This window comes from Stutzerimonas sp. S1, from assembly GCF_025966695.1.
Lineage (GTDB): Bacteria > Pseudomonadota > Gammaproteobacteria > Pseudomonadales > Pseudomonadaceae > Stutzerimonas.
The window spans coordinates 189,733-215,728 of record NZ_JAOEIY010000006.1 but is presented as its reverse complement, the minus strand read 5'-3'; the positions used below and the strand labels follow the sequence as shown (position 1 = coordinate 215,728).

The following is a 25,996-nucleotide window of genomic DNA, read 5'->3' as shown; positions in this document are numbered from 1 at the left end:
ATGGATCCCCGGCGCGCCGGGGATCCGCTAGCAGCCAACCGTGTCGTGCAACCTAGCCCGGCACGCGACGGATCTTGGCACCCAGCAACTGCAATTTTTCCTCGATGCACTCGTAACCGCGATCGATGTGGTAGATGCGGTCGATCAGCGTGTCGCCCTCGGCCACCAGGCCGGCGATGACCAGACTCGCGGATGCCCGCAGGTCGGTCGCCATAACGGGCGCACCCTTAAGGCGTTCGACGCCGGTGACGATGGCCGTATTGCCCTCGACCAGAATCTGCGCACCCATGCGGTTCATCTCGTAGACGTGCATGAAACGGTTCTCGAACACTGTTTCGATCACCGTGCCGGTGCCTTCGGCGATGGCGTTCAGCGCGATGAACTGCGCCTGCATGTCGGTGGGGAATGCCGGATAGGGTGCGGTACGCACGTTGACTGCCTTAGGCCGCTTACCCTTCATGTCCAGCTCGATCCAGTTGCTGCCGGTATCGATGTGCGCGCCGGCCTCGACCAGCTTGTGCAGCACGGCTTCGAGCAGCGTCGCGTCGGTGTCCTTCAGGCGCACCCGGCCGCCAGTCGCCGCGGCCGCCACCAGATAGGTGCCGGTTTCGATGCGGTCAGGCATCACGCTGTAGCGGCCGCCACCGAGACGCTTGACGCCATCGATGACGATGGTGTCGGTGCCAGCCCCGGAAACCTTGGCACCCATGGCGTTGAGGAAGTTGGCCAAGTCGACGACTTCCGGCTCGCGCGCAGCGTTTTCCAGCACGCTACGGCCGTTGGCCAGCGCCGCGGCCATCATGATGTTCTCGGTGCCGGTCACGCTGACGGTATCGAAGAAGAAGTGCGCGCCACGCAGGCCGCCGGCCGGTGCCTTGGCCTTGATGTAGCCGCCTTCCACCTCGATCTGCGCACCCATCGCTTCGAGGCCGCGAATGTGCAGGTCGACCGGCCGCGAGCCGATCGCACAACCGCCGGGGAGCGCGACTTCCGCCTCACCAAAACGCGCGACCATCGGCCCCAGCACCAGGATTGAAGCGCGCATGGTCTTCACCAGCTCATAGGGTGCGACCAGCGTCTTGATGCTGCTGGCGTCGACTTCGACGCTCAGCTTCTCGTCGATGATCGGCTGAACACCCATGCGACCGAACAGCTCGATCATCGTGGTGATGTCGTGCAGATGCGGCAGATTGCATACGGTGACCGGCGTGTCGGCCAGCAGGGTCGCTGCGAGAATCGGCAGGGCAGAGTTCTTCGCCCCGGAAATGCGAATCTCGCCATCGAGGCGAATACCGCCGGTAATGATCAGTTTGTCCATGGATGTTCCCGTAGCCTGCAGGCTGGAAGACCTGTCGAAGGGGGCGGCGCGCTCATCGCTGACGGAACGCGCTCGGCCTGAAAATATCTCTTTGTATCTGCTCGGCTGAGCCTTGTCAGGCGCGCGCGGCCCAGTCGGCGCGACTGAAGAACTTCATGGTGACCGCATGAATGCTGCCGTCAGCAATCCAGGGGTTGAGATGCGCGTAGACCTGCTGCTGGCGCTTGACCGGACTCAGTGCAGCCAGTTCGTCGCTGACGACATTCAACTGAAAGTTGCAGCCTTCGCCTTCGACTTCTACCTGGGCACCTGGAATCTTCTCTTCCAGGAAATTTTTCACTTCTAGGGCCTGCATGTTCAACCTCAATCGGCGCCGGACGCGCGCGGGCCGGCCATCATACAAAAAAGCCCTGAGGCTGCGAACCCCGATCCACACCGATCCGACAGAGACGTCTCAATCCAGTGTTTCGGCCGCAGCCCCGTCATGGCGCTGCTCGCGATGCCGATGGCCGTCGCCCTGCACCGCGGGAAAACGCGAAGAGGCAAAGCGCACCACCAGAATCGCCAATGCCAACAGCAGGATGGCCCCGGAAACGTAAACCACCGCCATATCAGGCCGATGATGATGGGAGATATCGGAGATCAGAAGACGGGTGAGCGCGGTGATCGCCACGTAGATCAGAAAGCGCACCGGCATGTGGTTGGTCTTGAAATAGATCCCCACCATGGCACCGAGCTCGAGATAGATGAACAACAGCAGGATGTCATCGACCGTGACGTTACCCTTGTCCACCATGCCCAGAAAGGCCATGACCGCCGCCCAGGCCGTCACCGCACCGATGGCGAACAGCGCCAGGTAGTGGAAGCTCTCGACCAGCAAGTTGCCCAGCGACTCGGCCAGCCCATGAACCTTGTCCCGCATGCTCTCAGCCCAGCGCAGACTCATTTGAGACGCTCCTGCGTCGCCGCATCCAGCGGCAGAACATCCAGCAAGCCGGACACCTTGGCGATCTCGAGCATGTCGCTCGGCAGTTCGCTGATGTGCACCGGGCGACGGACGGACTTCGCGTCACGCATGAAAGCTAACAGCAGGGAGAGCCCCACGCTGCTGGACTTCTCTACCGCCGAGCAATCCACGACCAGCGCGGTATCCGGAGCACCGAGAATCAGCCCCCGACCCTGCTCACGCAAGAGCGGGCCACTGCGATAATCGAGCACCCCGCCCAGCCGCAGCTCGCCATTGTTGCCAACGTCGATACGGCCCTCACTCATCGCCGGCGGCCTGCTGACCTGCCGGAGTGTCCTTGGCACGCGCCACGACCTCGGCCCAACCATCAATGGTCCGATCCAGGTCACCGCCGTTCTTCTGCATCGAATCGGCGAACTGGTCGCGGAAGAGCTTACCGATGTTGATGCCATTGATGATCACGTTGCGCACGCGCCACTCCCCGTCCTTCACCATGGTGTACGACACCGGATAGATCTCGCCCTGGCGCCCCACCACTTCCATGCCGACACTGGTGCGCTTGTCATCCTGTTTGCCGCTCGGCGGCAGCACGCGAATCTGCTGATTGTTGTACTCCAACAGTGCATTGCCATAGAACTGCATCAGACTGCGCTTGAAGTTCTCCTGGAAGCGCGTCATCTGCTCGGGCGTAGCACTGCGCGAGTATTTGACGGTCATGATGCTGCGCGAGATGCCTTCAGCATCCACCACCGGACCGAGGATCTCGTTCAACGCCTCGTAGAATGCCGAAGGATTGTTGCGATACTGCTCCTTGTTGGCCTTCAGGTCGGCCAGCAGCTGATCGGTGGTCTTCTGGATCAGCTGATGAGGACTCAACGCAGCCTGGGCGAACAGCGGCAGTGCCGCCAGCAGCACCAGCAGGCCACGACGCAGGACAGTCATCATTCGAAGCACTCCTTATTCCTTGTTAACCGAGTTGAGCAGGAACTTGCCGATCAGATCCTCGAGCACCAGCGAAGACTGGGTGTCGCTGATCGTATCGCCGTTGGCCAGCAGCTCGTCATCGCCGCCCACGCTGATTCCGATGTACTTTTCGCCAAGCAGTCCCGCGGTAAGAATCGATGCGGTCGAATCGGCTGGCAGCATGTCAACGTCCTGCTGAATTTCCATCGTCACGCGCCCGGTGAAGCTATCGCGATCAAGATCGATGGCAGTGACCTTGCCGATGGTGACGCCGGCCATGGTCACCTTGGATCTGACCGTCAATCCGGCAATATTGTCGAAATAGGCATACAATTTGTAGGTATCGGCGTTACCGACGTTCAGCCCGCTTACCCGTAGCGACAGCAACAGCAGCGCCAGCAAGCCTGCCAGCAGGAACAGCCCGACACCCATTTCCAGTGTGCGGATACGCATCAGAAATCTCCAAACATCAACGCGGTCAAAATGAAATCGAGGCCGAGCACCGCCAGCGACGCGTACACCACGGTGCGCGTGGTAGCCCGGCTAATGCCTTCGGAGGTCGGTTCGCAGTCGTATCCTTGGAACACCGCGATCCAGGTCACTACCAGCGCGAACACCAAGCTCTTGATCACGCCATTGAGCACATCCGAATGGAAGTCGACGCTGTTCTGCATGTTGGCCCAGAACGAGCCCTCATAGACGCCGAGCCAGTCCACGGCAACCATTGCGCCGCCCCAGATACCGACCACATTGAAAATCAGCGTCAGCAAGGGCAGGGAAATGAACCCCGCCCACAGGCGCGGCGCGATGATGTACTTGAGCGGATCGACACCGATCATCTCCAGGCTCGACAGCTGCTCGGTGGACTTCATGTTGCCGATCTCGGCCGCCAGTGCGGACCCGGCGCGACCGGCAAACAGCAGTGCCGTGACTACTGGTCCGAGTTCGCGCAGCAAGGTCAGCGCCACCATCTGTCCGACTGCCTGCTCAGAGCCGTAGCTACTAAGGATGTTGTAGCCCTGCAGCGCTAGCACCATTCCGATGAAGATGCCGGAAACCACGACAATCGCCAGCGACAGCACGCCGACCGAATACAACTGTTTGACCAGTAACGTCAGACCGTTGTGCAGTCCGCTGCGACCGAACAGCGCCCGCGCGAGAAATATTGTCGAACGCCCCAGCGCCGCCAGCACATCGAGGCCGGCGCGCCCAAGCAGGGCGACCCGATCAAACAAGGAACGCTTACGCATCGACGCCCCCCAGAAGATCGTCAGCATAGGCCGGCGCAGGAAAATGGAACGGCACCGGCCCATCGGCCGAGCCTTTCATGAACTGTCGAATGCGAGGATTATCCGATTCCATCAGTTCGGCCGGCGCGCCATGACCCAGCACCTGCGCATCCCCTACTACATAGATGTAATCGGCAATGGAGGCGGTTTCGGCCAGGTCGTGCGACACGACGATACTGGTAATCCCCAGCGCATCGTTGAGCAGACGAATCAGGCGCACCAGCACCCCCATGGCAATGGGGTCCTGGCCAGCGAAGGGTTCGTCATACATAAGAATCTGTGGGTCCAGAGCAATCGCCCGTGCCAGAGCGACCCGCCGCTTCATGCCACCGGAAAGCTCGTCAGGCATCAGCTCAATGGCGCCACGCAGGCCAACCGCCTGCAGTTTCATCAGTACGATGTCGCGGATCATCTCCTCCGGCAGGCGGGTATGCACCCGCAGCGGAAAGGCGACGTTCTCGAACACATCGAGATCGGTGAACAGCGCACCGCTCTGGAACAACACCCCCATCTGCTTGCGCATGTCGAACAATTCGCTGCGCGACAGGCTCGGCAGGTTATTGCCGGCTACCCAGACCTCGCCATGAGAGGGCATCAGCTGGGCGGCAATCAGGCGCAGCAACGTCGTCTTGCCACACCCGGACGGCCCCATGATAGCGGTGACCTTGCCTCGCGGAATGGCGATATCGACGTTGTCAAAGATACTCCGCTCGCCACGCATGAAGGTCACTCCCTTCAGCTCGACGGCGTAGTCGTTGCAGGCGCTCATCTGGTCTCCTTGCATGCAGTCTGCGAAACAGACGGCTCCCGACCGCGCCGGGATACTTTCTGCCATGACCGTTTTCGGCGGCGCACTATAGCACCGCACCGACGACCTCCCAACCTGCCGGGGTTTCAGGGAATGACGGCGCCTGCTATTCGCCTGCACCCAAGCGTCAGCCACTTTTTTCCAATGAGCCACTAGCCGATTAGCGCTATAATCCTGCGCTTTTAATCGGACAACCTCGCCCACGATGAGCCAGAGCAGCCAATTGATCGAGACCGCACAGCGCACCATTCGACTGGAGATAGAGGCCGTCGAGCAGCTTCAGACGCGCATCGATGAGCGCTTCGTACGAGCCTGCGAGCTCATCCTCAATTGCAAGGGACGCGTGGTGGTAGTCGGCATGGGCAAGTCCGGCCATATCGGCAACAAGATCGCCGCGACGCTCGCCAGTACTGGGACCCCGGCCTTCTTCGTGCATCCCGCCGAGGCCAGTCACGGGGACATGGGCATGATCACCCGTGACGATGTGGTCCTGGCGCTCTCCAATTCTGGCACCACCAGCGAAATCGTCACCCTGCTGCCACTGATCAAGCGCCTGGGGCTGACCCTGATCAGCATGACCGGCAATCCCGAATCCGTGCTGGCCAAGGCCGCCGCAGTCAATCTGGACGCCAGCGTGGCCGTCGAAGCCTGCCCGCTCAACCTGGCACCAACCTCCTCCACCACCGTCAGCCTGGTACTCGGCGACGCGCTTGCCATCGCCCTGCTGGAAGCGCGCGGCTTCACTGCCGAGGATTTCGCCTTCTCGCACCCGGGCGGCGCCCTTGGTCGCCGGCTGCTGCTCAAGGTCGAGCACGTGATGCACACCGGCGAACGTCTGCCGCGCGTCGCACGCGGCACCTCGCTGCGTGATGCCCTGCTGGAAATGACGCAAAAAGGCCTAGGCATGACTGTCGTCGTGGAGCGCGACGGGCGGCTGGCCGGGATCTTCACCGACGGCGACCTGCGCCGGACCCTCGACAAAGGCATCGACGTGCGTCAGGCGACTATCGACGACGTCATGACGGTTCACGGCAAGACCGCGAGCGCCGACATGCTGGCAGCCGAAGCGCTGAAGATCATGGAGGATCACAAGATCAACTCGCTGGTGGTGGTCGACGCCGGGGACCTGCCGGTCGGCGCATTGAATATGCACGACCTGCTGCGTGCGGGAGTCATGTGATGCAACAGGACATCCTGCAGCGCGCTCGCAACATCCGCCTGGCAGTGTTCGACGTTGATGGCGTACTCACCGACGGACGCTTGTACTTCCTGACCGACGGAAGCGAGTTCAAGACGTTCAACACCCTCGACGGCCACGGCATCAAGATGCTGATCAATTCCGGCGTGCGCACCGCCATAATCAGCGGCCGCAAGACGCCAGTGGTCGAGCGCCGCGCGCAGAACCTCGGCATCCAGCACCTCTACCAGGGGCGCGAAGACAAGCTGGTGGTGCTCGACGAACTGCTGGCCGAACTCGGACTGGGCTACGCTGAAGTTGCCTACTTGGGCGACGACCTGCCGGATCTGCCGGTAATTCGCCGGGTTGGTCTGGGCATGGCGGTAGCCAGCGCCGACGCCTTCGTTCGACAGCACGCGCACGGTGTGACGCAGGCCCGCGGTGGTGAAGGCGCGGCCCGTGAATTCTGCGAGCTGATCCTGCACGCCCAGGGCAACCTGACGGCCGCGCAATCAGCCTACTTATAGAGGTTCTGATGCTTCGCAAACTGCGCTTTCCCGCCCTGCTGACGCTGATGGCGGCGCTACTGGTAGCAGTCGGCTACTGGAATATCCGTCCGGAAAGCTTCATGCAGCAGCCGGCTCCGGTTGCCAGCGCGGAGCCGGCGATCGATTTCTACGTATTGAACTCACGCACCGTGCAGTACCAGCCAGACGGCAAGCGGCACTATGAGATGACCGCGGAAAAGATGGAGCACCTCAAGGCGAACGATATCAGCCTGCTCACACGCCCCGAACTGTACGCATACCGCGGCACGGACCTGCCTTGGCACGTGCGCAGCGAGCGTGGAGAGGTGGCTGCCGGGGGCACCGAGGTCGAACTGATTGAGCAGGTTCGGGTCGAGCGTACCGATGCCAAGGGCCGTCCGACGATCCTAACTACCAGCCGGATGACGGTATGGCCGGAGAAGGATTATGCCGAGACCAAGCAAGCCGTTAGAATCGACGCCGCTAACGGCGTGACCACGGCCACGGGAATGAAAGCGTATCTGAATGACGGCAGGATGCACCTGCTGTCCAATGTAAGAGGCAAGCATGAGCTGCGTTAAGACCCTCCCCCTCCTGCTCGGTTTGAGCGCATTGTTGCTTGGTACCACTGCCTCGGCGCTACCCGAAGACCGCGAACAGCCGATTCGCGTACAGGCCGATTCGGCAGAACTGGACGACCAGCAAGGCGTGGCAGTTTATCGTGGCGACGTCGTCATTACGCAGGGCACGATGAAGATCACCGGCGATACGGTGACCATCACCCAGGATCGTAACGGCGACGTCGAGGTGTTCACCTCCATCGGCAAGCCCGCCTATTACGAGCAGAAGCCAGCGGTCGACAAGGACATCGTCAAGGCATACGGACTAACGATCCAGTACTTCGCCGCGAACGAGCGCATCGTGCTGATCGACCAGGCCAAGGTCGTGCAAGAAGGCAACACCTTCGAGGGCGAGAAGATCGTCTATGACACCCAGCGGCAGATCGTCAACGCCGGGCGCGCGACCAATGCCGACGTCACCACGCCCCGACCGCGCGTCGATATGGTCATCCAGCCACGCAAGAAAGAGCAGCCAGCGGAGCAATCGCAATAATGGCCGTTCTCAAAGCCCAGCATCTGGCCAAGAGCTACAAGAGTCGCCAGGTGGTTCGTGACGTCAGTCTGTCGATCGAGAGTGGCCAGATCGTCGGCCTGCTTGGCCCCAACGGCGCCGGCAAAACCACCTGCTTCTACATGATCGTCGGCCTGGTGGGCGCCGATCAGGGACGCGTACTGATCGACCAGCAAGACGTCACGCATCTACCCATGCACGGCCGCGCACGGGCCGGCATCGGCTATCTGCCGCAGGAAGCATCGATCTTCCGCAAGCTGTCGGTGGCGGACAACATCATGGCCATTCTGGAGACCCGCAAGGATCTCGATCGTGCAGGCCGACAACAAGCGCTGGAAGCGCTGCTGCAGGAATTTCATATCAGCCATATCCGCGACAGCCTCGGCATGAGCCTGTCGGGCGGCGAGCGGCGTCGCGTGGAGATCGCCCGCGCACTGGCTACCGCGCCCAAGTTCATCCTGCTGGACGAACCCTTCGCCGGCGTCGACCCGATTTCGGTGGGCGACATCAAGCAGATCATCCATCACCTCAAGGCCAAGGGCATCGGCGTACTGATCACCGATCACAACGTCCGCGAAACGCTGGATATCTGTGAGACGGCGTACATCGTCAACGACGGCCAACTGATCGCCGAAGGCGACGCCCAGACCATCCTGGCCAACCAGCTGGTGAAGGAAGTCTATTTGGGCCACGAATTCCGCCTCTGACGGAGCTCTGCGCTACGGATTTTTGCGTCACCCTACAAATCGGGCCTAGGCAAAGCCTTCGCTAGCAGGCATATAATTTGCTTTCGTTCGGCGCCTGGCGCCAAGTAGGAACAGGCGCGGTTGCGCCGGCACATAAGGTTCGAAGTCCTCTGCCATGAAACCATCGCTAGTCCTGAAGATGGGCCAGCAGCTGACGATGACACCTCAGCTGCAACAAGCCATACGCCTGCTGCAACTATCCACGCTGGACCTGCAGCAAGAGATCCAGGAAGCCCTGGACTCCAACCCGATGCTCGAGCGTGAGGAAGACGGCGACGACTTCGATAACGCCGACCCAATGGCCGAAGCAGTCGACCAGAGCAACGAAGGTGGCGCGGCGAGCCAGGCAAGCAGCGACAGCCACTACGAAGAACCTGCCCATAGTGCCGAAAGCGCCGAAGACGGCGACTGGGGCGAGCGCATCCCCAGCGAACTACCGGTCGACACGGCCTGGGAAGACATCTACCAGACCAGTGCCAGCAGCCTGCCAAGCAGCGAGGATGACGAGTGGGATTTCACGTCCCGCACCTCCAGCGGTGTAAGCCTGCAGAGCCATCTACTATGGCAGCTCAATCTGGCACCAATGAGCGACACCGATCGCCTGATCGCCACGACACTCATTGATTGCATCAATGATCAGGGATATCTCGAAGAAACCCTGGAAGAGGTGCTCGAATCGCTCGATCCAGAGCTGGAGGTCGAGCTCGATGAAATCGAGGTCGTCCTGCACCGCATCCAGCAATTCGAGCCTGCCGGCATCGGCGCTCGCGATCTGCGCGAATGCCTGCTCCTGCAACTGCGTCAGTTACCCGAACGCACGGCCTGGCTCGAGGAAGCGAAGCGGCTGGTGAGCGATTACCTGGATGTGTTGGGCAACCGCGATTACAGCCTGCTGATGCGCAGGATGAAACTCAAGGAAGAAGAACTGCGGCAGGTCATCGAGCTGGTGCAGAGCCTCAACCCGCGCCCGGGCTCGCAGATCGAGGCCAGCGAGCCGGAGTACGTGGTGCCAGATGTCATCGTACGCAAGCACAATGGCCGCTGGCTGGTGGAACTGAACCAAGACGCCATGCCGCGTTTGCGAGTCAACGCCCAGTATGCCGGCTTCGTCAAACGCGCCGACTCCAGCGCCGACAACACCTTCATGCGCAACCAGCTGCAGGAAGCGCGCTGGTTCATCAAAAGCCTGCTTAGCCGCAACGAGACGCTGATGAAGGTCGCCACCCAGATCGTCGAGCACCAGCGCGGCTTTCTCGATCACGGCGACGAGGCGATGAAGCCGCTGGTGCTGCACGACATTGCCGAAGCAGTAGGCATGCACGAGTCGACGATTTCGCGCGTGACCACCCAGAAATACATGCACACTCCGCGCGGTATCTACGAGCTGAAGTACTTCTTCTCCAGCCACGTCAGCACTGCCGAAGGTGGCGAATGCTCGTCCACCGCAATCCGCGCAATCATCAAGAAGCTAGTGGCCGCGGAAAACCCGAAAAAGCCATTGAGTGACAGCAAGATCGCTGGTTTACTGGAAGCACAGGGCATTCAGGTTGCCCGCCGTACAGTCGCCAAATACCGCGAATCCCTTGGCATCGCTCCTTCGAGCGAACGCAAGCGTCTGTAGTACGGCCAGGTCGAACGTTCCGGCGGCAGGTAGTTAGCCTGCCACCCTCGCAGAAGGTAAAAAGGAGAAGCAGTATGCAAATCAACATCAGCGGTCTTCATCTGGAAGTGACTGACGCCCTGCGTAGCTACATCGAGGAGAAGTTTGAGCGCCTTGCCCGCCACTTCGATCGCATCATCAGCATTCAGGTGTTCCTGCAGGTCGAGAAGCTCAAGCAGAAAGCCGAGGGTACGCTGCATATTGCCGGTCGCGAAGTCGTGGCCAACGCAGAACACGAAGACATGTATGCCGCCATCGACCTTCTGGTCGACAAGCTCGATCGCCAGCTGATCAAGCACAAGGAAAAACAGCTCGACCACAATCAGGGTGTCGTTGCCCGCTGATCCTCAATCATGATTCGACTGGAAAATATCCTGTCCCCTGGACGTTCCCTGGTGAACGTCCCAGGCGGCAGCAAGAAGCGAGTCCTCGAACAGATCGCCAAGGTGATCGCCCAGGACCTTCCTGACCTCGACGCTCAAGCCATCTTCGAAAGCCTGATCGCCCGCGAAAAACTCGGATCGACTGGCTTCGGCAATGGCATAGCCATTCCGCACTGTCGCATGGCTGGCTGCAATGCGCCGCTCAGTGCCGTTCTGCGCCTGGAAACACCAGTGGATTTCGACGCCATAGACGGCGCGCCGGTGGATTTGCTGTTCGTGCTGCTGGTCCCGCAGGCCGCCACCGATGAGCACCTTGAACTGCTGCGCCAGATCGCCAGCATGCTGGACCGCGAGGACGTACGCGAACGCTTGCGCCAGGCGCCATCCAGCCACGACCTCTATCAGGTTGTAGTCGACGTGCAAAACGGCCAATAGATGCGCCTGATCATCGTCAGCGGCCGCTCCGGATCAGGGAAGAGCACTGCTCTGGATGTTCTGGAGGACAACGGTTTCTATTGCATCGACAACCTTCCTGCAGGACTGCTTCCGGAGTTGGCCGAGCGCGCGCTACTCCATACCGAGTTGCTGCAGCCGCAGGTGGCCGTGTCCATCGACGCGAGAAATCTGCCGAGTCAGCTGAAGCGTTTTCCCGAACTGCTTGCTGAGGTCCGCTCCCGGCATATCCAGTGCAATGTGCTCTATCTCGATGCCGATGACGAGACGCTGCTGAAGCGCTTTTCCGAAACGCGCCGTCGTCATCCTCTGACGAACGAAACGCGCTCGTTGGCCGAGGCCATTCACGAAGAAGAGCAACTGCTGGCTGCGATCAGCGATCACGCCGACCTGAAAATCGACACCACCCACCTGAATCTCTATCAGCTGCGCGACACCCTCAAGCTGCGCCTGCTGAACCAACCTGAGCCGGGCACTGCCTTTCTCATCGAATCGTTCGGCTTCAAACGCGGCATGCCGGTCGATGCCGATCTGGTATTCGACGTCCGCTGCCTGCCCAATCCTTACTGGAAAGCCGAGCTGCGCGACTTTTCCGGACTCGACCAACCAGTCATCGATTACCTGGCGGCACAGCCGGACGTGGACGAGATGTTTCAGGATATCCACGGTTACCTGACCAAATGGCTGCCACGTTTTGCTGCCAGTAACCGAGCCTACGTGACGATTGCCATCGGCTGCACCGGTGGCCACCATCGCTCGGTCTATCTGGCCGAGCGCCTAGGTCAGGCACTCAAGACCCCACTGAAGAATCTGCAGGTCCGTCACCGGGACCTCGCCTAGGACTACCAGCCGCCATGCCTGCCCGCGAAGTCACCATCATCAACAAGCTCGGCCTGCACGCGCGTGCGGCCGCCAAGTTCGTCGGAGTGGCCAGCCGCTATCCTTGCGACATCCGCGTCGGTCGCAGCGCCACCAGTCTGGTTGATGGCAAAAGCATCATGGCGGTAATGATGCTCGCCGCCAGCAAAGACACGCCACTGCACCTGCAGACGGAAGGTGAGCAGGAAGACGATGCACTCGAAGCCCTGATCGCTCTGATCGAGGATTATTTCGAGGAAGGCGAATAAAGCGAAGAAGGGATCGGCGCGCAAAACACCGCGCCCAGCAGCGTCCCGTGTTGGTAGCTGCTGGCACCTCGTCGAATCGGCTACGGCGTCCTTGCCGCTGTTACTTCCCGGCCACCATCATCCGCTCGATCAGCACAGAGCCAGTACGCACATTGCTGCGCGTCTCGGTATCGCAGCCGACCGCAAGAATCTGACGGAACATGTCCCGTAGATTTCCGGCGATGGTGACCTCCTGAACGGGGAACTGAATTTCTCCGTTCTCCACCCAGTAACCACCAGCGCCGCGCGAATAGTCGCCAGTGACCAGATTCAGCCCCTGCCCCATCAGCTCAGTCACCAGCAAACCGCGTCCCATCCGCCGGACCAAAGCAGCCTGGTCTTCATCGCCGTGACTGACAAACAGATTATGCACCCCACCGGCATTGGCGGTGCTTGGCATACCCAGCTTGCGCCCCGAGTAGGTACCCAGCACATAGGAGATTAGTTTGCCGCTCTCCACGAACGGCTTGGCGTAGGTGGCCAGGCCATCGCCATCATAGGCCGCACTGCCCAGCGCCTGTGCGAGATGCGGACGCTCATCCAGGCTCAGCCACTCGGGGAACAGCATCTGACCCAGCGCGCCCTCCAGGTAGGAGGCCTTGCGGTAGAGATTGCTGCCCGAGATCGCCGCAAGGAAATGGCCGAACAGCCCGGTAGCCAGATCCGCGGAAAACAGCACCGGTACCTCACATGTCGGTACCGGCCGCGCACCCAGGCGACGAACCGCCCGCTCGGCGGCACGACGGCCGATGCTGAGAGGATCGGTCAATGCGTCACCGCGACGACTAACGTCGTAGTAGTAATCACGCTGCATCTGCCCCTCGTGCTCGGCAATCATCACGCAGCTCAGGCTGTGCCGCGTGCTGCAGTAGCCACCGATGAAGCCGTGGCTATTGCCATAGGCTCGGCAACCCTGATGGGTGTTGAGGCTGGTCCCATCAGCGTTGCGGATGCGCGGATCCTGAGCGAAAGCCGCGCCTTCGCAGCTGAGCGCCGTCTCGATCGCCTGCTCGGGCGAGATCTGCCAGGGATGAAACAGATCCAGGTCCGGCAGATTCCGTGCCATCAGCGCTGGATCGGCAAGGCCGGCGAACTCATCCTCGGACGCATGTCGCGCGATCGCCAGCGCGGCGGCGACTGTTTCCCGGATTGCCGCATCGCCGCTGCCGGTGGTGCTCGCCGAGCCCTTTCGCTGCCCGACATAGAGAGTGATGCCAAAGCCCTGGTCGCGGTTGAATTCGACGGTTTCCACTTCGCCTTGACGCACCGTCGTGGATAGCCCCTGCTCCATCGAAACCGAAACTTCGCTGGCACTGGCACCTTGCCGACGCGCCTCCTCGATAATGCGCTCGACCTGCTCGCGCAACCCTGGCAGAGCCTGAGGGCCGATGCCTTCTACTTCAGTCATAAGAACTCCCAACCCTGCATTCAATCAAGACACAGCCCGCCGACGCTCTTCTGGAGCCTGCCCGGCGGGGCTGCTGTTATCATGGCGACATTTCCCAGTGGACCATCCCCATGCCTGAATACTCCGACGACGGCGCTTTCGAAGAGAAAAGCAAATCCCAGGTCAAACGCGAACTGCATGCGTTGCAGGAGCTGGGCGAACGCCTGACCACGCTCAAGCCCGACCTGCTGGATCGCCTGCCGCTGAGCGACGCCCTGCGCAAAGCCCTCGCCGACGCGCCAAAACATACGGCGCACATCGCTCGCAAGCGTCATATCCAGTACATCGGCAAGCTGATGCGCGATCAGGACATCGAGGCCATCCTCGCCTTGGTCGACCAGCTCGACGCTTCCACCCGCCAGTACAACGAACGTTTCCACGCACTCGAGCGTTGGCGCGACCGTCTGATCACCGGCAACGATGACAGCCTGGAAGCCTTCGTCGGCGAGTATCCGGATACAGACCGTCAGCACCTGCGCAGCCTGATCCGTCACGCCCAGCACGAGGCTGCTCACAACAAGCCACCGGCGGCCAGCCGCAAGATCTTCAAATACATCCGCGAGCTGGACGAGACCAAGCGCGGCCTGCGCTGAAGCGCGCAAAACGCACGCCAACGGGCCGAAGTACTCAGGCGCCGGTACCGCCCACGGTTATGCCGTCGATCTTCAGCGTCGGCTGACCAACTCCCACCGGCACCGACTGGCCATCCTTGCCGCAGGTGCCAACGCCACTGTCCAACTCCAGATCGTTGCCGACCATGGACACCCGGTTCATTACCTCCGGTCCGTTGCCGATCAGCGTCGCGCCCTTCACCGGCGCGGTGATCCGGCCATCCTCGATCAGGTATGCCTCGCTGGTGGAGAACACGAACTTGCCGCTGGTGATATCCACCTGACCGCCGCCGAGGCTGGCGCAATAGATGCCCTTCTTCACCGACCGGATGATCTCCTGCGGATCGCTCTCCCCGGCGAGCATGTAGGTGTTGGTCATGCGCGGCATCGGCAGATGCGCATAGGATTCGCGCCGGCCGTTACCGGTTGGCGCCACGCCCATCAGCCGGGCATTCAGCTTGTCCTGGATGTAGCCCTTGAGCACGCCGTTCTCGATCAGCGTGGTGCACTGCGTCGGCGTGCCCTCATCATCGACGCTCAAGGAACCCCGGCGGTCGGCTAGGGTGCCATCGTCGACGATCGTGCACAGCCGCGAGGCGACCTGCTCACCGATCCGCCCGCTATAGGCAGAACTGCCCTTGCGGTTGAAGTCGCCCTCGAGGCCATGGCCGACCGCCTCATGCAGCAGCACGCCGGACCAGCCTGGCCCCAGCACTACCGGCAGCGTGCCCGCCGGCGCAGGCACCGCCTCGAGATTGACCAGCGCCTGACGCAGCGCCTCGCGGGCATAGCCCATAGCGCGGTCTTCGCTGAGAAAATACTGATAGCCGGTGCGTCCGCCGCCACCTTGGCCGCCCCGCTCACGACGACCGTTCTGCTCGACGATCACGCTGACGTTGAAGCGCACCAGCGGTCGGATATCCGCCGCCATACCGCCATCCAGGCCGGCCACCAGAATGTGCTCCCAGACACCGGCCAGGCTTACCGTAACCTGTTTGATCCGCGGGTCCAGCGCGCGGGTCGCCACATCGATGCGCTTGAGCAGTTCGACCTTCTCCGCACGGCCCAGGCCATCCAAGGGATTATCGCGTCCGTATAGCGCGGCGAACTGTGCTTGCGACAGTACCTCGACCCGCTTCTGCTGTCCGCTGCGAGCGATGGAACGCGCGGCATGCGCCGCCTGACGCAAGGCATCACGGGTGATCGCGTTGCTGTAGGCGAAACCGGTCTTCTCGCCTGACAGGGCGCGCACGCCCACGCCCTGCTCGAGATGGAAACCACCTTCCTTGACGATGCCATCCTCCAGCACCCAGGACTCGGTCACCTGATCCTGAAAATACAGATCGGCCGCGTCGATGCCCGGCCCCGCAAGTTCGCCCAGCAGGGTCGGTAGATCGTCGATAGCCAGGCCGCTCGGGGTCAGGAGCCGCTCGACAGCGGGCAACAGCAGTTCACTCATACTTACTCCAAAGTAGCCGTAGCAACGCACGGTACGCTAAATCTTCGGTGGCTGGTCAGCGGCATACGCTCGCGGATCGCCGCCTGCTCTGCCGCATCGCGACGGGCGACCAGCGCGCCCGTGCCGGTCGCCTGCTCGCAGAGAAGGCGACCCCATGGATCAACGATAGCCGAATGACCGTGGGTCAGGCGGCCGCCCGGATGCATGCCACCCTGTGCCGCCGCCAGCATATAGCATTGTGTTTCGATGGCGCGGGCACGCGCCAGCGTCAGCCAGTGCGCCTCACCGGTCACCGCGGTAAATGCCGACGGCGCACTGATCAGCTCAGCGCCAGCCAGGCGCAAGGCCGTGTACAGCTCGGGAAATCGCAGGTCGTAGCAGACCGTCATGCCTAGCCGTCCTACCGGCGTGTCGACGACGACCAGCTCATGTCCCGGCGCATAATCATCCGATTCGCGATAGCGACCCCGGCTATCGGCGACATCCACATCGAACAGGTGCAGTTTGTCGTAACGCGCCACGCGCTGCCCCTGCTCGTCGATCAACAGCGAGCAGGCGCGTGGCTTGCCTTGTGGCTGGGCATCCGGCGGTAACGGCAAGGTGCCTGCGACAATCCACAACCTGAGGTCGCGGGCAGTCTGTTTCAACCACGGCAGGATCGGCCCTTTTCCCTCCGCCTCGGCGCGTCCTAGCGCAGGCAGGTCGCCTCGCCCCATGGCAGCGAAGTTTTCCGGCAGCACGGCGAGTCGGGCACCGGCGCCCGCGGCCTGCTCAAGCAGGCCGCGGGCGTGGCTCAGGTTAGCGAGAATGTCGGCCTGACTGGCCATCTGGATAACCGCTAGCGACATGCTGAAAACGCCCATGCAATCAAAGGGAACGCGCGCCGACAGTGGGCCGTTCCTGTGGTACGGCCTGATGCGTCCATCAGTTCGGCTTTTCGAACGGCTTGTCGAAGGTGATCTTGGGCGACTGCCAAGGGCCCTCGACGTTGTATTGAACGCTGGCGAATCGGGCCACCTTGTCGCCCAACAACTTGTCGACCACGAACAACGCGCCACCGATCGCCGGCGCGCCGACGATGAGTGCCGCCAGCGGCAGGTTATTGCTCACCGGCAGAGTCACCAGCAGTTTGGCGTCGATGCGGTCATGCACCAGATCCAGCTTGCCGTTGAGCTCAAGATTGCTCGACGGTCCGGTCACGGTGATCGGCTCGCGGGTCCGATAGACACCATCGCTGGCCTGCAGTAGGCCGCCGACACGGTCATAGCTGAAACCCTTGCCGAACAGATCGGAGAAGTCCAAGCGCAGACGCCGACCGATGGAGTTGAAATTGAGCAAGCCAAATACCCGCAATGCCTGGGCGCTCCCTTCGACCTCGACGAACTGGCCATTGCGCAAGCGTGGCTCCATGCTGCCGGTAAAACGCCCAACGCCGAACCAGGCCGGCGATCCAGGCCAGCTGCCGTCGACATCCATGCGAAAGCTCTCGCTGGTGGTCGATGGCGCGAACCCCCAGGCCAACAGCACATCGGCCAGGTTGCCCCCGGCCAACCGGCCCTTGTACCAACTGCGCCCCTCGCGCCAGCCACCGCTGCCGTTGATGCGCAGCCCCTTCAGATTCAGCTCCAGCGTCGGGAACGTCACCCCCCCGACCACCGGCCGCATCGTCAATGACCATTGCCCCAGCAGCGCGTCGCCCTGCAACACCTCGGCGATAGAGACATCCAGCGCCGGAAAGCGCGAAGGATCGACATCGGCCAGCGGATCGGCACGCTCCGCTGGTGCAGTACCAGGTTCGGAAGCCGGCAGACGCAAGCGCTGCAGGTTTGCCACGATTGGCGCGCCCTCGGCATCGGGCAACCGGACGGCACCCGTGATCAGGTCGCTGCGCAGATTCAACGCCCAGGCGTCGGCGACGCGACGCAGCTCGACGCCAAGGCCGTCGATTCGCGTACCAAATCCCTCGAAACGGTCGACGCTCAGCTGCGCATCGCGTAACAGCGACGCCACCGCGGGGCCTTCGGCTGCCGCCGCCTGGCGCTCCCGGACGGCCTGCCAGGCCGACCAATCCAGCCGTGCCAGGCGGCCACGCACACGCAAGCCTTTGGCAGTCGGCAGCGCGGCTGCCCCGGCGCCCAGACGCAGTTCGCCACGTCCGGCCCGCCAGTCCTCTGCTGGCGCCGCGAAGTTCAGCGAGGCCAGATCGGCATGCTGCACGACGTAACGTCGCTCCGCGCCCTGCAGCGTCATGCGCAGCGATGTGTCGCGACGCTCGCCGGCCGCCTTGCCGAACGGCTCGGGCAGCTCGATGGCCAGCCCCTGCAACGACGAGTCGAGCTGGAGCTGGCTGTCGGCGCCGGCGAGGTTCAGGCGCAGCTGGTACGGCAGTTCCCCCCTGGCCGGCAACGTCGGCTGGATATTCAGCCACGCTGCCAGGCGCTCGAGCGTGATGCTGCCCTGTGCCTCGATACGCGTTGCCGGGCTGCCCCGACTACCAGTGGCTACTGCGCTACCGCGCACCGTTCGGCCGAACGTTTGCGCGTGGATATCGCTGGCGCTGAAGCCTTTTTCGCTGTCGTAACGGAAATGCCCGCTCAGCTTGTCGAACTGCAGGTCAGGCTTGTCGATCTGTAACGTCGCCGCGCTGCTGGTGAAATCGACCGCAACGCGTGGCGCTTCGCCTTTAGCCAACGGGATGAGCAGATCGAGGGAGCCATCCAGCGCGCCCTCACCCTGCCAGCCCGCGAAAAGCTCTGCGGTGCCGAGCGGCGCCTCGCGCAGGATCTTCAGGCCGTCGCCGACGCTGCTCTGCAGCTGCCCCCTGATCGCCAGTTGCGGCTTTGCTCCGGGTTCGGCGTGGGGAATGTCAGCGGAGGCATCCTGCAGTCGACTATCGAGAATACGGCCCTCGGAGAGGCGCACCCGCACACCGCTATCCTCGATCAGGACCTCACCGCGAGCGTCGTGCAAGTTCGGCCAGCCGGGCTGGTACGCCAGTTCGGCATCACTGACTTTGAAGTACAGGCTGAGATTGCGCGCTGCATCCCCCGCGTCTTTGTTTAGCGCGCCTTGATACTGGAAATAGCCCTGCTCGATGGCGCCGCCGCGGATAGCGGTCTGCAGCCATTCGCTTAGCGCCGGGCTCAAAGCCGGTGAACGTGTCGGCAGATACTTTGCCGTGTAGCGCGCATCACCCTGGCTGAGGCCGACGCGCAGATCCATGTAATCCTCTTCGGCCGGATCGCGGCGCAGGCGAATGAGAAAATCGCCGGCGATCTGTCCCTCCTCGCCGTCGAGCCGCAGGTAGGGCGCAGCCAACGTGAAGGCCTGCTCGTCCAGACTCCAGCGCAGTCGACCACGCGCATGTCGGTAACGCCAGGGCTCGGCGAACAGCGGCGTCAGATGCAGGCTGAAGTCCTCGCTGTCGATGCGCAGCTCGCCGCTGCCGAGATCACCCTGAATGCTGCCGCTGACGTTCTCGGCTGCAGGGATCCAATGGTGCGCGCTGATCGTCACATCATCGAGTCGGGCGGCGAACTGTAATCGCTCGGGCCCCTGCAGCTCGGGCCGATAATCCGCCTGCAGCGCTCGCAGGGTTCCGCGCGGCGCGAGGTCGGCGAGAATCAGCCCCGCGCTTTCCGGCAACGGCGCCAGCGCCTGGGCAAGGGTAGCCAGCGGCGCGATTCCCACGCGATCAACCTGCAGGTGCCAGCTGCGCGCGCGCTCGTCCTGCTCGGCGATGAGGCGGGCATCGCCCCAGCGTGTCTCGCCCTGATTGAACGCCAGCTCGTCGACCAGCAGTCGATAGCCACGCTCGTCTCGCTGGGCGTAAGCCGTCAGCGCCAGATTGTCGACCTGTACTGACGGACGCTCGCCGAAGGCCGCGCTGATCTGTGGTGCATCGAGGCGCAATACCGCGCGAGTAAGCGCCTGTTGCTGCCAGCTGGCCCAGGCCTCACCGCCCGCGCGCAGGCGATCGAAGTGCCACTCACCGGTCAGCCGTTTCGGCAACCAGGCGGCCCAATCGCTCTGCGGCAGACTCAGATACAGCTCGACCGCCGCCTGCTGCCAACGCTCCGGCTCTACCCGCGCCTTGATCTGCAGCGCCAGCGGCTGCCCATCGGGCAGCACGGTGCGCCCATCCAGACGAAGATCCCGACCACCGACCTGCAGGCTGAGGTTGGTATAGGTCAGGGTCAACGGCGACTCGCCGTAAGGCTGTAGTGTTAGCTGGCTGTCGAGCAGAGCCAGCGAGCGGATCTTCTGCAACGCGAGCAGAAGCTTTGCAGGGTCCGGCGGCGGCTGATTGTCGCGCGCCGGCAGCCCTTCGATACGCCACTGTCCGCCGGCATCCTGCACCAGACTCAGGCGCGCACCGTCGAACTGCAGCGATGCCAGGCGCACTTCGCGAGCCCACAGGCTCGCCGGCAGATCGGGGATGACCACCAGGCGATCCAGATGCATCGCCGCAGCGCCCTCGCCGAGCAGCACATCATGCGCCAGCAGGCGGGGCGCGAAGCCTTCCCAGTGCCCCTCCAGGCGCCCCAGCGTTACCGGCATGCTGAGCAGTTCAGCGGCCTTGTTCTGCGCCTCCTGACGATACTCGGCCACCAGCGGCACCAGCTGCCGTCCCAGGCTGACGTAAAACGCAGCGGCAACCAGACCCAGCGCCCCGACCAGCAGCAGCTGGCGCAGCACCGAACCCAGGACGCTGACGAGCCGATTCATTGGTGCGTGCTCCGTTGTTCAGGACCGGGGCCGGACTGCAATCTGCTCAGAGCAACACCACGTCGTATTGTTCCTGCGAGTACATGCTCTCCACCTGGAACTTGATCGAACGGCCGATGAAGCTTTCCAGGTCGGCGACATTGCCCGACTCTTCGTCGAGCAGCCGATCGATCACCTTCTGGTTGGCCAGCACCCGATAGCCTTCCGGCTGATAGGCCCGCGCCTCGCGCAGTATTTCGCGGAAGATCTCGTAGCAGATGGTTTCCGGGGTCTTCAGCTTGCCGCGCCCCTGGCAGCACATGCACGGTTCGCAAAGCACCTGCTCGAGGCTCTCGCGGGTGCGTTTGCGGGTCATCTGCACCAGCCCGAGCTCGGTGATACCGATGATGTTGGTCTTGGCGTGATCGCGCTCCAGCTGCTTCTCCAGCGTGCGCAGGACCTGGCGACGATGCTCCTCGTCCTCCATGTCGATGAAATCGATGATGATGATTCCGCCAATATTGCGCAGGCGCAGCTGGCGGGCGATAGCCGTGGCAGATTCGAGATTGGTCTTGAAGATCGTCTCTTCCAGCGTGCGGTGGCCGACGAAAGCGCCGGTATTAACATCGATGGTGGTCATCGCCTCGGCCGGATCGATGATCAGATAGCCGCCGGACTTGAGCATCACCTTGCGCTCCAGTGCCTTCTGAATCTCGTCCTCGACCCCATACAGATCGAAAATCGGTCGCTCGCCCGGATAATGCTCCAGTCGGTCGGCCAGCTCCGGCATCAGCTCGCCGACAAACTGGCGAACCTTCTGGAAGTTCTCCCGCGAGTCGATGCGAATCTTCTCGATGCGCGGATTGACCAGGTCGCGCAGGGTGCGCATCGCCAGTGACAGGTCTTCGTAGATCACCGTCGGCGCGGCCGCAGTCTTCATCTGGCCGGCAATCTGCTCCCAGAGCCGGCGCAGATAGCGGATATCCATGAGAATCTCATCGCGTCCGGCCCCTTCGGCAGCGGTGCGCAGGATGAAACCGCCCACCTCCTCGATACCCTCGGCCGCGACGCACTCGGCAACGATCTGCTTGAGCCGTTCCCGCTCGGCCTCCTCTTCGATGCGCAGGGAGATGCCGACATGGCTGGTACGCGGCATGTACACCAAGTAACGCGAAGGGATCGACAGCTGCGTAGTCAAGCGCGCGCCTTTGGTGCCGATCGGGTCCTTGGTGACCTGCACCACCAGGCTCTGTCCCTCATGCACCAAGGCACTGATCGGTTCGACGGCATTGCCCTCGCGCGCAGAAATCTCCGAGGCATGGATGAAGGCCGCGCGTTCCAGACCGATGTCGACGAATGCCGCCTGCATACCCGGCAGCACCCGCACCACCTTGCCCTTGTAGATATTGCCGACGATGCCGCGGCGCTGGGTGCGCTCGACATGCACCTCCTGCAGGACACCGTTCTCCACCACCGCCACCCGTGATTCCATGGGGGTGATGTTCATCAGAATCTCTTCGCTCATTGTTGTTCTCGGCCGAAAAGCAAATACGAAGCAGCCGAAGCTGTCAGTCTGACCCGATTCTAACGGCATAAACGCCGCCACCACAGGTTCTAACCGGCGCTTTTGCTCCAGCGCGGCAATCCGAAGCGGTCGAGCAGCTGCGCCGTTTCGCACAGTGGCAGGCCGACCACGGCCGAATAGCTGCCGCGCAGCTGGCTGACGAACACCGCACCCCAGCCCTGGATCGCATATCCGCCGGCCTTGTCCTGCGGCTCGCCGCTGTCCCAGTAGGCTTGCGCCTCGGCAGTACTGATAGGACGAAACTCCACCTCGCTGCTGACCAGCCGCACTTCGCAGGCGCTACGGTTTGCTAGCACAACAGCCGTCAGGACGCGGTGGCTGCGTCCGGATAACGCGTCCAGCATCGCCAGGCCATCCGCACGATCCGCCGGCTTGCCAAGAATGCGCTGGTCCAGCACCACGCTGGTATCGGCGCCGAGCACACAGGCACTAGCGTCGGAAAGCATATCCAGTCCCGCACACGCTTTACTCCGAGCGACGCGCTGGACATATTCCTCGGCTGATTCGATCGGCAGCGGTGTTTCATCGACGCACACCGCCAGGAGAGAAAACGGCACACCGATCTGTTGCAAGAGTTCACGGCGCCTGGGCGACGCCGATGCGAGAAACAAGCTGCTCATGCCTGACCCTATCGACAAATAAGTCGCAGGGTCGCATATCGGCTAACACTGGGAAAGCGATTGGCCCGGCCCAGAGCGGCCGGGCGCGGGGACAGTCAGAACCTGAAATTGACGACGCGATCGTCGTTAAGCGACAGCTTGCGGGACTGGGTGACACCGTTGGACGTCACCTGGATGTTGTAAACGCCGCCCTCGAGAATCAACGATACCGGCGTCGCGCCGTGAGGCTGATCGTTGATACGCACCTGATCGTTGAACTTGTTGCTGCGCACGATCAGTGAATAGCTCTTGGCATCGCAGAGATCGTAGGTCACGCCAAGAATGGCGCATGGCATCAGTTTCTTCGGCGTGATCGCCGCTTCGATGGCGACTTCGGCAGTGACGGTGCCGTCGAGATTCATACTCGCTTCGGAAAAATCCGCCTTGGTACGGTACGCGTACCAATTCGGGTCCAGCTGCAAGCTGTCGACCTCATCACGAAGCTCTTCAGCCAGCACGCGCTGGTAGCGCTCCAGCACCCATTGTGACAGGCGACTGTCGTTACGGTGTTCGGCCAGACAGGCCGCCATGCTCTTGCTGGTGGAGCAGCGGAACGATACCGACTCGGTGAAGTGAATCGTCCGCTCCAGGCGCCGGGCAATCGCCTGGATCTTCTTGCCGTTGCGTTCGCGGGCCTCGGACGCCAGCAGCGCAGTCAGCCGCTCAACCTCACGAGTCGCTTGGGAGAATTTCAGATGCTGGCGTCCCAGCTCCTCCTCCACCGTCTGCACACGCTGCCGGGCCGTCAACTCGGCTTCGGCGCCGCGCTGATAGTCGGCAAGCAGGCCATCCAGCCGCTCCTGGCTGGAAGGCTGCTTGAAGAAGTCTTCGACTTCCTGGCGGATGAGTGTCTTGGTATTGGCGAGCTGCAGAACCGCCGCGTCCTGCGTACTTTTCTCGCTGCGCAGCTTGTCCTCCAGCTGCTGTTTCTCCCGCCGGATCACGTCGAGCTCGCCCTGCTTGCGGGTCAGCTGCTCCTCGCGCGATAGCTCGACCGCCGCAACAGCCATACGGTCGCCCGACTCCGCCGATGACGTCATCGCGGTCCGCACCGGCTCACCGGCGCTTTCGGCCTGGCTGTAACCGGTCAGCAGCGTCAGCAGCAGAGCCGCCAGGGCGCCGCCGGCAACCCACGAACGCACTCCCTTGGAACAAATCGATACTTCAGCATCCATAACCACTCGCCCGTGTTTTTTGTTTGCGCTGTGTCGGAATACTTCTGGGCCGCCCACCACTGATGGCCCAGCGCCATAAGAGCGGCATGATTTCAGAAAAGCAAGCCAGGTTCAATGCGACCACGGGAGGGTGGCACGCGAGCATCCCAGGCCGACCGTTGCCAGAGCGGAACGCGGACAGGAATTAATTGACGTCGAAACGCCGGCGCAACCAGTGCAGCACGACGAAAACCCAAGGCCAGAGCAGCGCACTGATCGGCACAGGCACAAGAAAGAGCAAGGTCGGCGGACGATTGCCAGTCAGGGTGTTGAGCCACAGCTGCACCAGCTGCGCCAACCCCAACACCACCAGCAACACCATGCTCTGCTGCCACAACGGGAACATGCGTAGCCGCTGCTGCAGGCTCAGCACGAGGAAGGCGATCAGAATCAGCGGCAAGCCGTTCTGCCCCAGCAGCGTGCCGGAAAGCACGTCGAGAGCAAGACCGAAGCCGAACGCGGCCCCCATCCCGCCCCGATGCGGCAGGGTCAACGACCAGTAGGCGATCACCATCCCCAGCCACAACGGCCTGCCAAGCTCGGCGCTGGCCGGCATCGGCGCGATGCTGAGCAGCAACGCCACCAGCAGCGACAGCCAGATCACCCAACCATTACGAGCACGCCCCGCGATCATGGCCGCACCTCGCTAGAGCCGGATGCCGGCTCCACCGCCTGGCTAGCGCCCGCCGGAGCAGGTTGCACGGCCGGCGGAACCGCGTCGCCCACCGGTGGGGCCGGGTTCTCTGTAGCCTGCCGATCGGCACTGGCCTGGGCCTCGGCGGCGGCCGCGGCACGCTCTTCGGGGCTGCGCGAATCACTGAACACCAGCAGCAGATACCGGCTGCGATTGAGCATCGCGGTGGGAACGGCGCGCACGATCGCGAACGGCTGGCCCGAGCCACGGACCACTTCCTTCACCTGCGCCACCGGATAACCGCTAGGAAAACGCTGCCCCAGACCGGAGCTCACCAACAGGTCGCCCGCCTTGATATCGGCGGTTTCCGCGACATGACGCAACTCCAGATACTCGGGATCGCCGGTACCCACGGCGATCGCCCGCAAACCATTGCGATTGACCTGCACCGGAATGCTGTGGGTGACGTCGGTGAGCAGCAGCACGCGAGCAGCGTACGGCATCACTTCCACCACCTGCCCCATCAGACCATTGGCATCAAGCACGGGCTGGCCAAGGAAGACACCGTCCTTGCTGCCCTTGTCGATCAGAATACGATGAGTGAACGGATTGGGGTCGAGCCCGATCAGCTCGGCAACGATGACGCGGTCATCGACCAGCGCCGCCGAATTGAGCAGCTCGCGCAGGCGCACATTCTGCTCAGTGAGCATTGCCAGCTTCTGCAGACGCCGCTGCAACAATAGCGCCTCGGCCTTGAGCTTCTCGTTCTCTGCCACCAGGCTGCTGCTGCTGGTGATCTGCTCGGTCGCCCCCTTCCAGACCCGCACCGGCAGGTCGGCCAGCCAATAGAACGGCGTCAGCACCAGCCCCATCTGGCTGCGTAGAGGTTTGAGCGAGTCGAACCGCGCATCCACCACCATCAGCGCGACACAAAGCACGGCAAACGCCAGCAGGCGCACACCGAGCGAAGGTCCCTTGGCAAATAGCGGTTTGATCGCGAGTTCCTCGAAATTGCCGGCTACAAACTAAACGCGGCGAGCCGAAAGCAGAGTCTGACTCGGCCCTCGGCTCGCCGCATCGGGACGTGCCGCC

At 62.5% G+C, this 25,996-nt stretch carries 28 protein-coding genes; 11 read left to right on the top strand and 17 right to left on the bottom strand.

The window, feature by feature from the left end:
- Positions 1-52: 52 nt before the first annotated feature.
- The 8 genes from murA to N8H22_RS14600 form a co-directional block, all read right to left on the bottom strand.
- Positions 53-1,318 carry a UDP-N-acetylglucosamine 1-carboxyvinyltransferase gene (gene murA, locus N8H22_RS14635; protein WP_264591241.1) on the bottom strand — a complete coding sequence of 422 codons (1,266 nt, stop codon included), beginning with the start codon at positions 1,316-1,318 and terminating at the stop codon, positions 53-55.
- 115 nt (positions 1,319-1,433) lie between these two features.
- Positions 1,434-1,673, bottom strand: a complete 240-nt coding sequence (locus tag N8H22_RS14630) for a BolA family protein (protein WP_264591240.1) — start codon at positions 1,671-1,673, stop codon at positions 1,434-1,436.
- 99 nt (positions 1,674-1,772) lie between these two features.
- Entirely contained in the window at positions 1,773-2,264 is a 492-nt protein-coding gene (locus tag N8H22_RS14625; protein ID WP_264591239.1) for a phosphate-starvation-inducible PsiE family protein, read from the bottom strand.
- Positions 2,261-2,590, bottom strand: coding sequence for an STAS domain-containing protein (locus N8H22_RS14620; protein ID WP_264591238.1), 330 nt, complete (start codon positions 2,588-2,590; stop codon positions 2,261-2,263). The genes N8H22_RS14625 and N8H22_RS14620 overlap by 4 nt, the downstream gene beginning before the upstream one ends.
- A complete protein-coding gene (locus tag N8H22_RS14615; protein WP_264591237.1) occupies positions 2,583-3,230 on the bottom strand; it encodes an ABC transporter substrate-binding protein in 648 nt (215 codons plus the stop codon). The genes N8H22_RS14620 and N8H22_RS14615 overlap by 8 nt, the downstream gene beginning before the upstream one ends.
- A gap of 12 nt (positions 3,231-3,242) precedes the next feature.
- Positions 3,243-3,701 (bottom strand): outer membrane lipid asymmetry maintenance protein MlaD, encoded by a 459-nt coding sequence (gene mlaD / locus N8H22_RS14610; protein WP_264591236.1) that lies wholly within the window; start codon positions 3,699-3,701, stop codon positions 3,243-3,245.
- Entirely contained in the window at positions 3,701-4,498 is a 798-nt protein-coding gene (gene mlaE / locus N8H22_RS14605) for a lipid asymmetry maintenance ABC transporter permease subunit MlaE (protein WP_264591235.1), read from the bottom strand. The genes mlaD and mlaE overlap by 1 nt, the downstream gene beginning before the upstream one ends.
- Entirely contained in the window at positions 4,491-5,306 is an 816-nt protein-coding gene (locus N8H22_RS14600; protein WP_264591234.1) for an ATP-binding cassette domain-containing protein, read from the bottom strand. Before N8H22_RS14600 ends, mlaE begins: the two co-directional genes overlap by 8 nt.
- Before the next feature lie 244 nt (positions 5,307-5,550).
- Between N8H22_RS14600 and N8H22_RS14595 the strand changes: the two genes are divergently transcribed.
- The 10 genes from N8H22_RS14595 (at position 5,551) to N8H22_RS14550 (ending at position 12,549) form a co-directional block, all read left to right on the top strand.
- On the top strand, positions 5,551-6,525 hold the full coding sequence (locus tag N8H22_RS14595) for a KpsF/GutQ family sugar-phosphate isomerase (RefSeq protein WP_264591233.1): 975 nt from the start codon (positions 5,551-5,553) through the stop codon (positions 6,523-6,525).
- Positions 6,525-7,049, top strand: a complete 525-nt coding sequence (locus N8H22_RS14590) for an HAD family hydrolase (protein WP_264591232.1) — start codon at positions 6,525-6,527, stop codon at positions 7,047-7,049. The genes N8H22_RS14595 and N8H22_RS14590 overlap by 1 nt, the downstream gene beginning before the upstream one ends.
- Before the next feature lie 8 nt (positions 7,050-7,057).
- On the top strand, positions 7,058-7,630 hold the full coding sequence (gene lptC / locus N8H22_RS14585; RefSeq protein WP_264591231.1) for an LPS export ABC transporter periplasmic protein LptC: 573 nt from the start codon (positions 7,058-7,060) through the stop codon (positions 7,628-7,630).
- Positions 7,617-8,162, top strand: a complete 546-nt coding sequence (lptA, locus tag N8H22_RS14580) for a lipopolysaccharide transport periplasmic protein LptA (protein ID WP_264591230.1) — start codon at positions 7,617-7,619, stop codon at positions 8,160-8,162. The genes lptC and lptA overlap by 14 nt, the downstream gene beginning before the upstream one ends.
- Positions 8,162-8,887, top strand: coding sequence for an LPS export ABC transporter ATP-binding protein (gene lptB / locus N8H22_RS14575; protein WP_264591229.1), 726 nt, complete (start codon positions 8,162-8,164; stop codon positions 8,885-8,887). The genes lptA and lptB overlap by 1 nt, the downstream gene beginning before the upstream one ends.
- A 154-nt stretch (positions 8,888-9,041) precedes the next feature.
- Complete coding sequence (locus N8H22_RS14570; RefSeq protein WP_264591228.1) at positions 9,042-10,547, top strand: RNA polymerase factor sigma-54; 1,506 nt, start codon at positions 9,042-9,044, stop codon at positions 10,545-10,547.
- Between the two features lie 74 nt (positions 10,548-10,621).
- The gene (gene raiA, locus N8H22_RS14565) at positions 10,622-10,930 is read left to right on the top strand and encodes a ribosome-associated translation inhibitor RaiA (protein ID WP_264591227.1); all 309 of its coding nucleotides are present in this window, start codon (positions 10,622-10,624) and stop codon (positions 10,928-10,930) included.
- A 9-nt stretch (positions 10,931-10,939) separates the two neighbouring features.
- Positions 10,940-11,404, top strand: coding sequence for a PTS IIA-like nitrogen regulatory protein PtsN (ptsN, locus tag N8H22_RS14560; RefSeq protein ID WP_264591226.1), 465 nt, complete (start codon positions 10,940-10,942; stop codon positions 11,402-11,404).
- The gene (gene rapZ, locus N8H22_RS14555) at positions 11,405-12,262 is read left to right on the top strand and encodes an RNase adapter RapZ (protein WP_264591225.1); all 858 of its coding nucleotides are present in this window, start codon (positions 11,405-11,407) and stop codon (positions 12,260-12,262) included. It abuts the gene before it with no gap.
- A gap of 14 nt (positions 12,263-12,276) precedes the next feature.
- A complete protein-coding gene (locus N8H22_RS14550; RefSeq protein ID WP_264591224.1) occupies positions 12,277-12,549 on the top strand; it encodes an HPr family phosphocarrier protein in 273 nt (90 codons plus the stop codon).
- A 100-nt stretch (positions 12,550-12,649) separates the two neighbouring features.
- Here N8H22_RS14550 and pmbA read toward each other — a convergent pair whose 3' ends face one another.
- On the bottom strand, positions 12,650-13,996 hold the full coding sequence (gene pmbA, locus N8H22_RS14545; RefSeq protein ID WP_264591223.1) for a metalloprotease PmbA: 1,347 nt from the start codon (positions 13,994-13,996) through the stop codon (positions 12,650-12,652).
- Positions 13,997-14,106: 110 nt separating this feature from the next.
- On the opposite strand from pmbA, the gene yjgA reads away from it, so the two are divergent.
- Positions 14,107-14,628, top strand: coding sequence for a ribosome biogenesis factor YjgA (gene yjgA, locus N8H22_RS14540; RefSeq protein ID WP_264591222.1), 522 nt, complete (start codon positions 14,107-14,109; stop codon positions 14,626-14,628).
- Between the two features lie 34 nt (positions 14,629-14,662).
- On the opposite strand, the gene tldD is transcribed toward yjgA, so the two are convergent.
- The 8 genes from tldD to mreC form a co-directional block, all read right to left on the bottom strand.
- On the bottom strand, positions 14,663-16,105 hold the full coding sequence (tldD, locus tag N8H22_RS14535; protein WP_264591221.1) for a metalloprotease TldD: 1,443 nt from the start codon (positions 16,103-16,105) through the stop codon (positions 14,663-14,665).
- Positions 16,106-16,107: 2 nt separating this feature from the next.
- The gene (locus tag N8H22_RS14530) at positions 16,108-16,953 is read right to left on the bottom strand and encodes a carbon-nitrogen hydrolase family protein (protein ID WP_264591220.1); all 846 of its coding nucleotides are present in this window, start codon (positions 16,951-16,953) and stop codon (positions 16,108-16,110) included.
- A gap of 76 nt (positions 16,954-17,029) precedes the next feature.
- Entirely contained in the window at positions 17,030-20,833 is a 3,804-nt protein-coding gene (locus N8H22_RS14525) for a YhdP family protein (protein WP_264591219.1), read from the bottom strand.
- Positions 20,834-20,879: 46 nt separating this feature from the next.
- Complete coding sequence (rng, locus tag N8H22_RS14520) at positions 20,880-22,337, bottom strand: ribonuclease G (protein WP_264591218.1); 1,458 nt, start codon at positions 22,335-22,337, stop codon at positions 20,880-20,882.
- An 89-nt stretch (positions 22,338-22,426) separates the two neighbouring features.
- A complete protein-coding gene (locus tag N8H22_RS14515) occupies positions 22,427-23,017 on the bottom strand; it encodes a Maf family protein (protein ID WP_264591217.1) in 591 nt (196 codons plus the stop codon).
- Positions 23,018-23,112: 95 nt separating this feature from the next.
- Entirely contained in the window at positions 23,113-24,231 is a 1,119-nt protein-coding gene (locus N8H22_RS14510) for a PEGA domain-containing protein (RefSeq protein ID WP_264591216.1), read from the bottom strand.
- A gap of 184 nt (positions 24,232-24,415) precedes the next feature.
- Complete coding sequence (gene mreD, locus N8H22_RS14505; protein WP_264591215.1) at positions 24,416-24,904, bottom strand: rod shape-determining protein MreD; 489 nt, start codon at positions 24,902-24,904, stop codon at positions 24,416-24,418.
- Positions 24,901-25,899 (bottom strand): rod shape-determining protein MreC, encoded by a 999-nt coding sequence (gene mreC / locus N8H22_RS14500; protein ID WP_264591456.1) that lies wholly within the window; start codon positions 25,897-25,899, stop codon positions 24,901-24,903. Before mreC ends, mreD begins: the two co-directional genes overlap by 4 nt.
- Positions 25,900-25,996: the final 97 nt, after the last annotated feature.

What these genes read in the sequence shown, in the direction of transcription:
- murA (WP_264591241.1), bottom strand. Translation starts at nt 1,318, where the DNA reads ATGGACAAACTGATCATTACCGGCGGTATTCGCCTCGATGGCGAGATT.
- N8H22_RS14630 (WP_264591240.1), bottom strand. Translation starts at nt 1,673, where the DNA reads ATGCAGGCCCTAGAAGTGAAAAATTTCCTGGAAGAGAAGATTCCAGGT.
- N8H22_RS14625 (WP_264591239.1), bottom strand. Translation starts at nt 2,264, where the DNA reads ATGAGTCTGCGCTGGGCTGAGAGCATGCGGGACAAGGTTCATGGGCTG.
- N8H22_RS14620 (WP_264591238.1), bottom strand. Translation starts at nt 2,590, where the DNA reads ATGAGTGAGGGCCGTATCGACGTTGGCAACAATGGCGAGCTGCGGCTG.
- N8H22_RS14615 (WP_264591237.1), bottom strand. Translation starts at nt 3,230, where the DNA reads ATGATGACTGTCCTGCGTCGTGGCCTGCTGGTGCTGCTGGCGGCACTG.
- mlaD (WP_264591236.1), bottom strand. Translation starts at nt 3,701, where the DNA reads ATGCGTATCCGCACACTGGAAATGGGTGTCGGGCTGTTCCTGCTGGCA.
- mlaE (WP_264591235.1), bottom strand. Translation starts at nt 4,498, where the DNA reads ATGCGTAAGCGTTCCTTGTTTGATCGGGTCGCCCTGCTTGGGCGCGCC.
- N8H22_RS14600 (WP_264591234.1), bottom strand. Translation starts at nt 5,306, where the DNA reads ATGAGCGCCTGCAACGACTACGCCGTCGAGCTGAAGGGAGTGACCTTC.
- N8H22_RS14595 (WP_264591233.1), top strand. Translation starts at nt 5,551, where the DNA reads ATGAGCCAGAGCAGCCAATTGATCGAGACCGCACAGCGCACCATTCGA.
- N8H22_RS14590 (WP_264591232.1), top strand. Translation starts at nt 6,525, where the DNA reads ATGCAACAGGACATCCTGCAGCGCGCTCGCAACATCCGCCTGGCAGTG.
- lptC (WP_264591231.1), top strand. Translation starts at nt 7,058, where the DNA reads ATGCTTCGCAAACTGCGCTTTCCCGCCCTGCTGACGCTGATGGCGGCG.
- lptA (WP_264591230.1), top strand. Translation starts at nt 7,617, where the DNA reads ATGAGCTGCGTTAAGACCCTCCCCCTCCTGCTCGGTTTGAGCGCATTG.
- lptB (WP_264591229.1), top strand. Translation starts at nt 8,162, where the DNA reads ATGGCCGTTCTCAAAGCCCAGCATCTGGCCAAGAGCTACAAGAGTCGC.
- N8H22_RS14570 (WP_264591228.1), top strand. Translation starts at nt 9,042, where the DNA reads ATGAAACCATCGCTAGTCCTGAAGATGGGCCAGCAGCTGACGATGACA.
- raiA (WP_264591227.1), top strand. Translation starts at nt 10,622, where the DNA reads ATGCAAATCAACATCAGCGGTCTTCATCTGGAAGTGACTGACGCCCTG.
- ptsN (WP_264591226.1), top strand. Translation starts at nt 10,940, where the DNA reads ATGATTCGACTGGAAAATATCCTGTCCCCTGGACGTTCCCTGGTGAAC.
- rapZ (WP_264591225.1), top strand. Translation starts at nt 11,405, where the DNA reads ATGCGCCTGATCATCGTCAGCGGCCGCTCCGGATCAGGGAAGAGCACT.
- N8H22_RS14550 (WP_264591224.1), top strand. Translation starts at nt 12,277, where the DNA reads ATGCCTGCCCGCGAAGTCACCATCATCAACAAGCTCGGCCTGCACGCG.
- pmbA (WP_264591223.1), bottom strand. Translation starts at nt 13,996, where the DNA reads ATGACTGAAGTAGAAGGCATCGGCCCTCAGGCTCTGCCAGGGTTGCGC.
- yjgA (WP_264591222.1), top strand. Translation starts at nt 14,107, where the DNA reads ATGCCTGAATACTCCGACGACGGCGCTTTCGAAGAGAAAAGCAAATCC.
- tldD (WP_264591221.1), bottom strand. Translation starts at nt 16,105, where the DNA reads ATGAGTGAACTGCTGTTGCCCGCTGTCGAGCGGCTCCTGACCCCGAGC.
- N8H22_RS14530 (WP_264591220.1), bottom strand. Translation starts at nt 16,953, where the DNA reads ATGTCGCTAGCGGTTATCCAGATGGCCAGTCAGGCCGACATTCTCGCT.
- N8H22_RS14525 (WP_264591219.1), bottom strand. Translation starts at nt 20,833, where the DNA reads ATGAATCGGCTCGTCAGCGTCCTGGGTTCGGTGCTGCGCCAGCTGCTG.
- rng (WP_264591218.1), bottom strand. Translation starts at nt 22,337, where the DNA reads ATGAGCGAAGAGATTCTGATGAACATCACCCCCATGGAATCACGGGTG.
- N8H22_RS14515 (WP_264591217.1), bottom strand. Translation starts at nt 23,017, where the DNA reads ATGAGCAGCTTGTTTCTCGCATCGGCGTCGCCCAGGCGCCGTGAACTC.
- N8H22_RS14510 (WP_264591216.1), bottom strand. Translation starts at nt 24,231, where the DNA reads ATGGATGCTGAAGTATCGATTTGTTCCAAGGGAGTGCGTTCGTGGGTT.
- mreD (WP_264591215.1), bottom strand. Translation starts at nt 24,904, where the DNA reads ATGATCGCGGGGCGTGCTCGTAATGGTTGGGTGATCTGGCTGTCGCTG.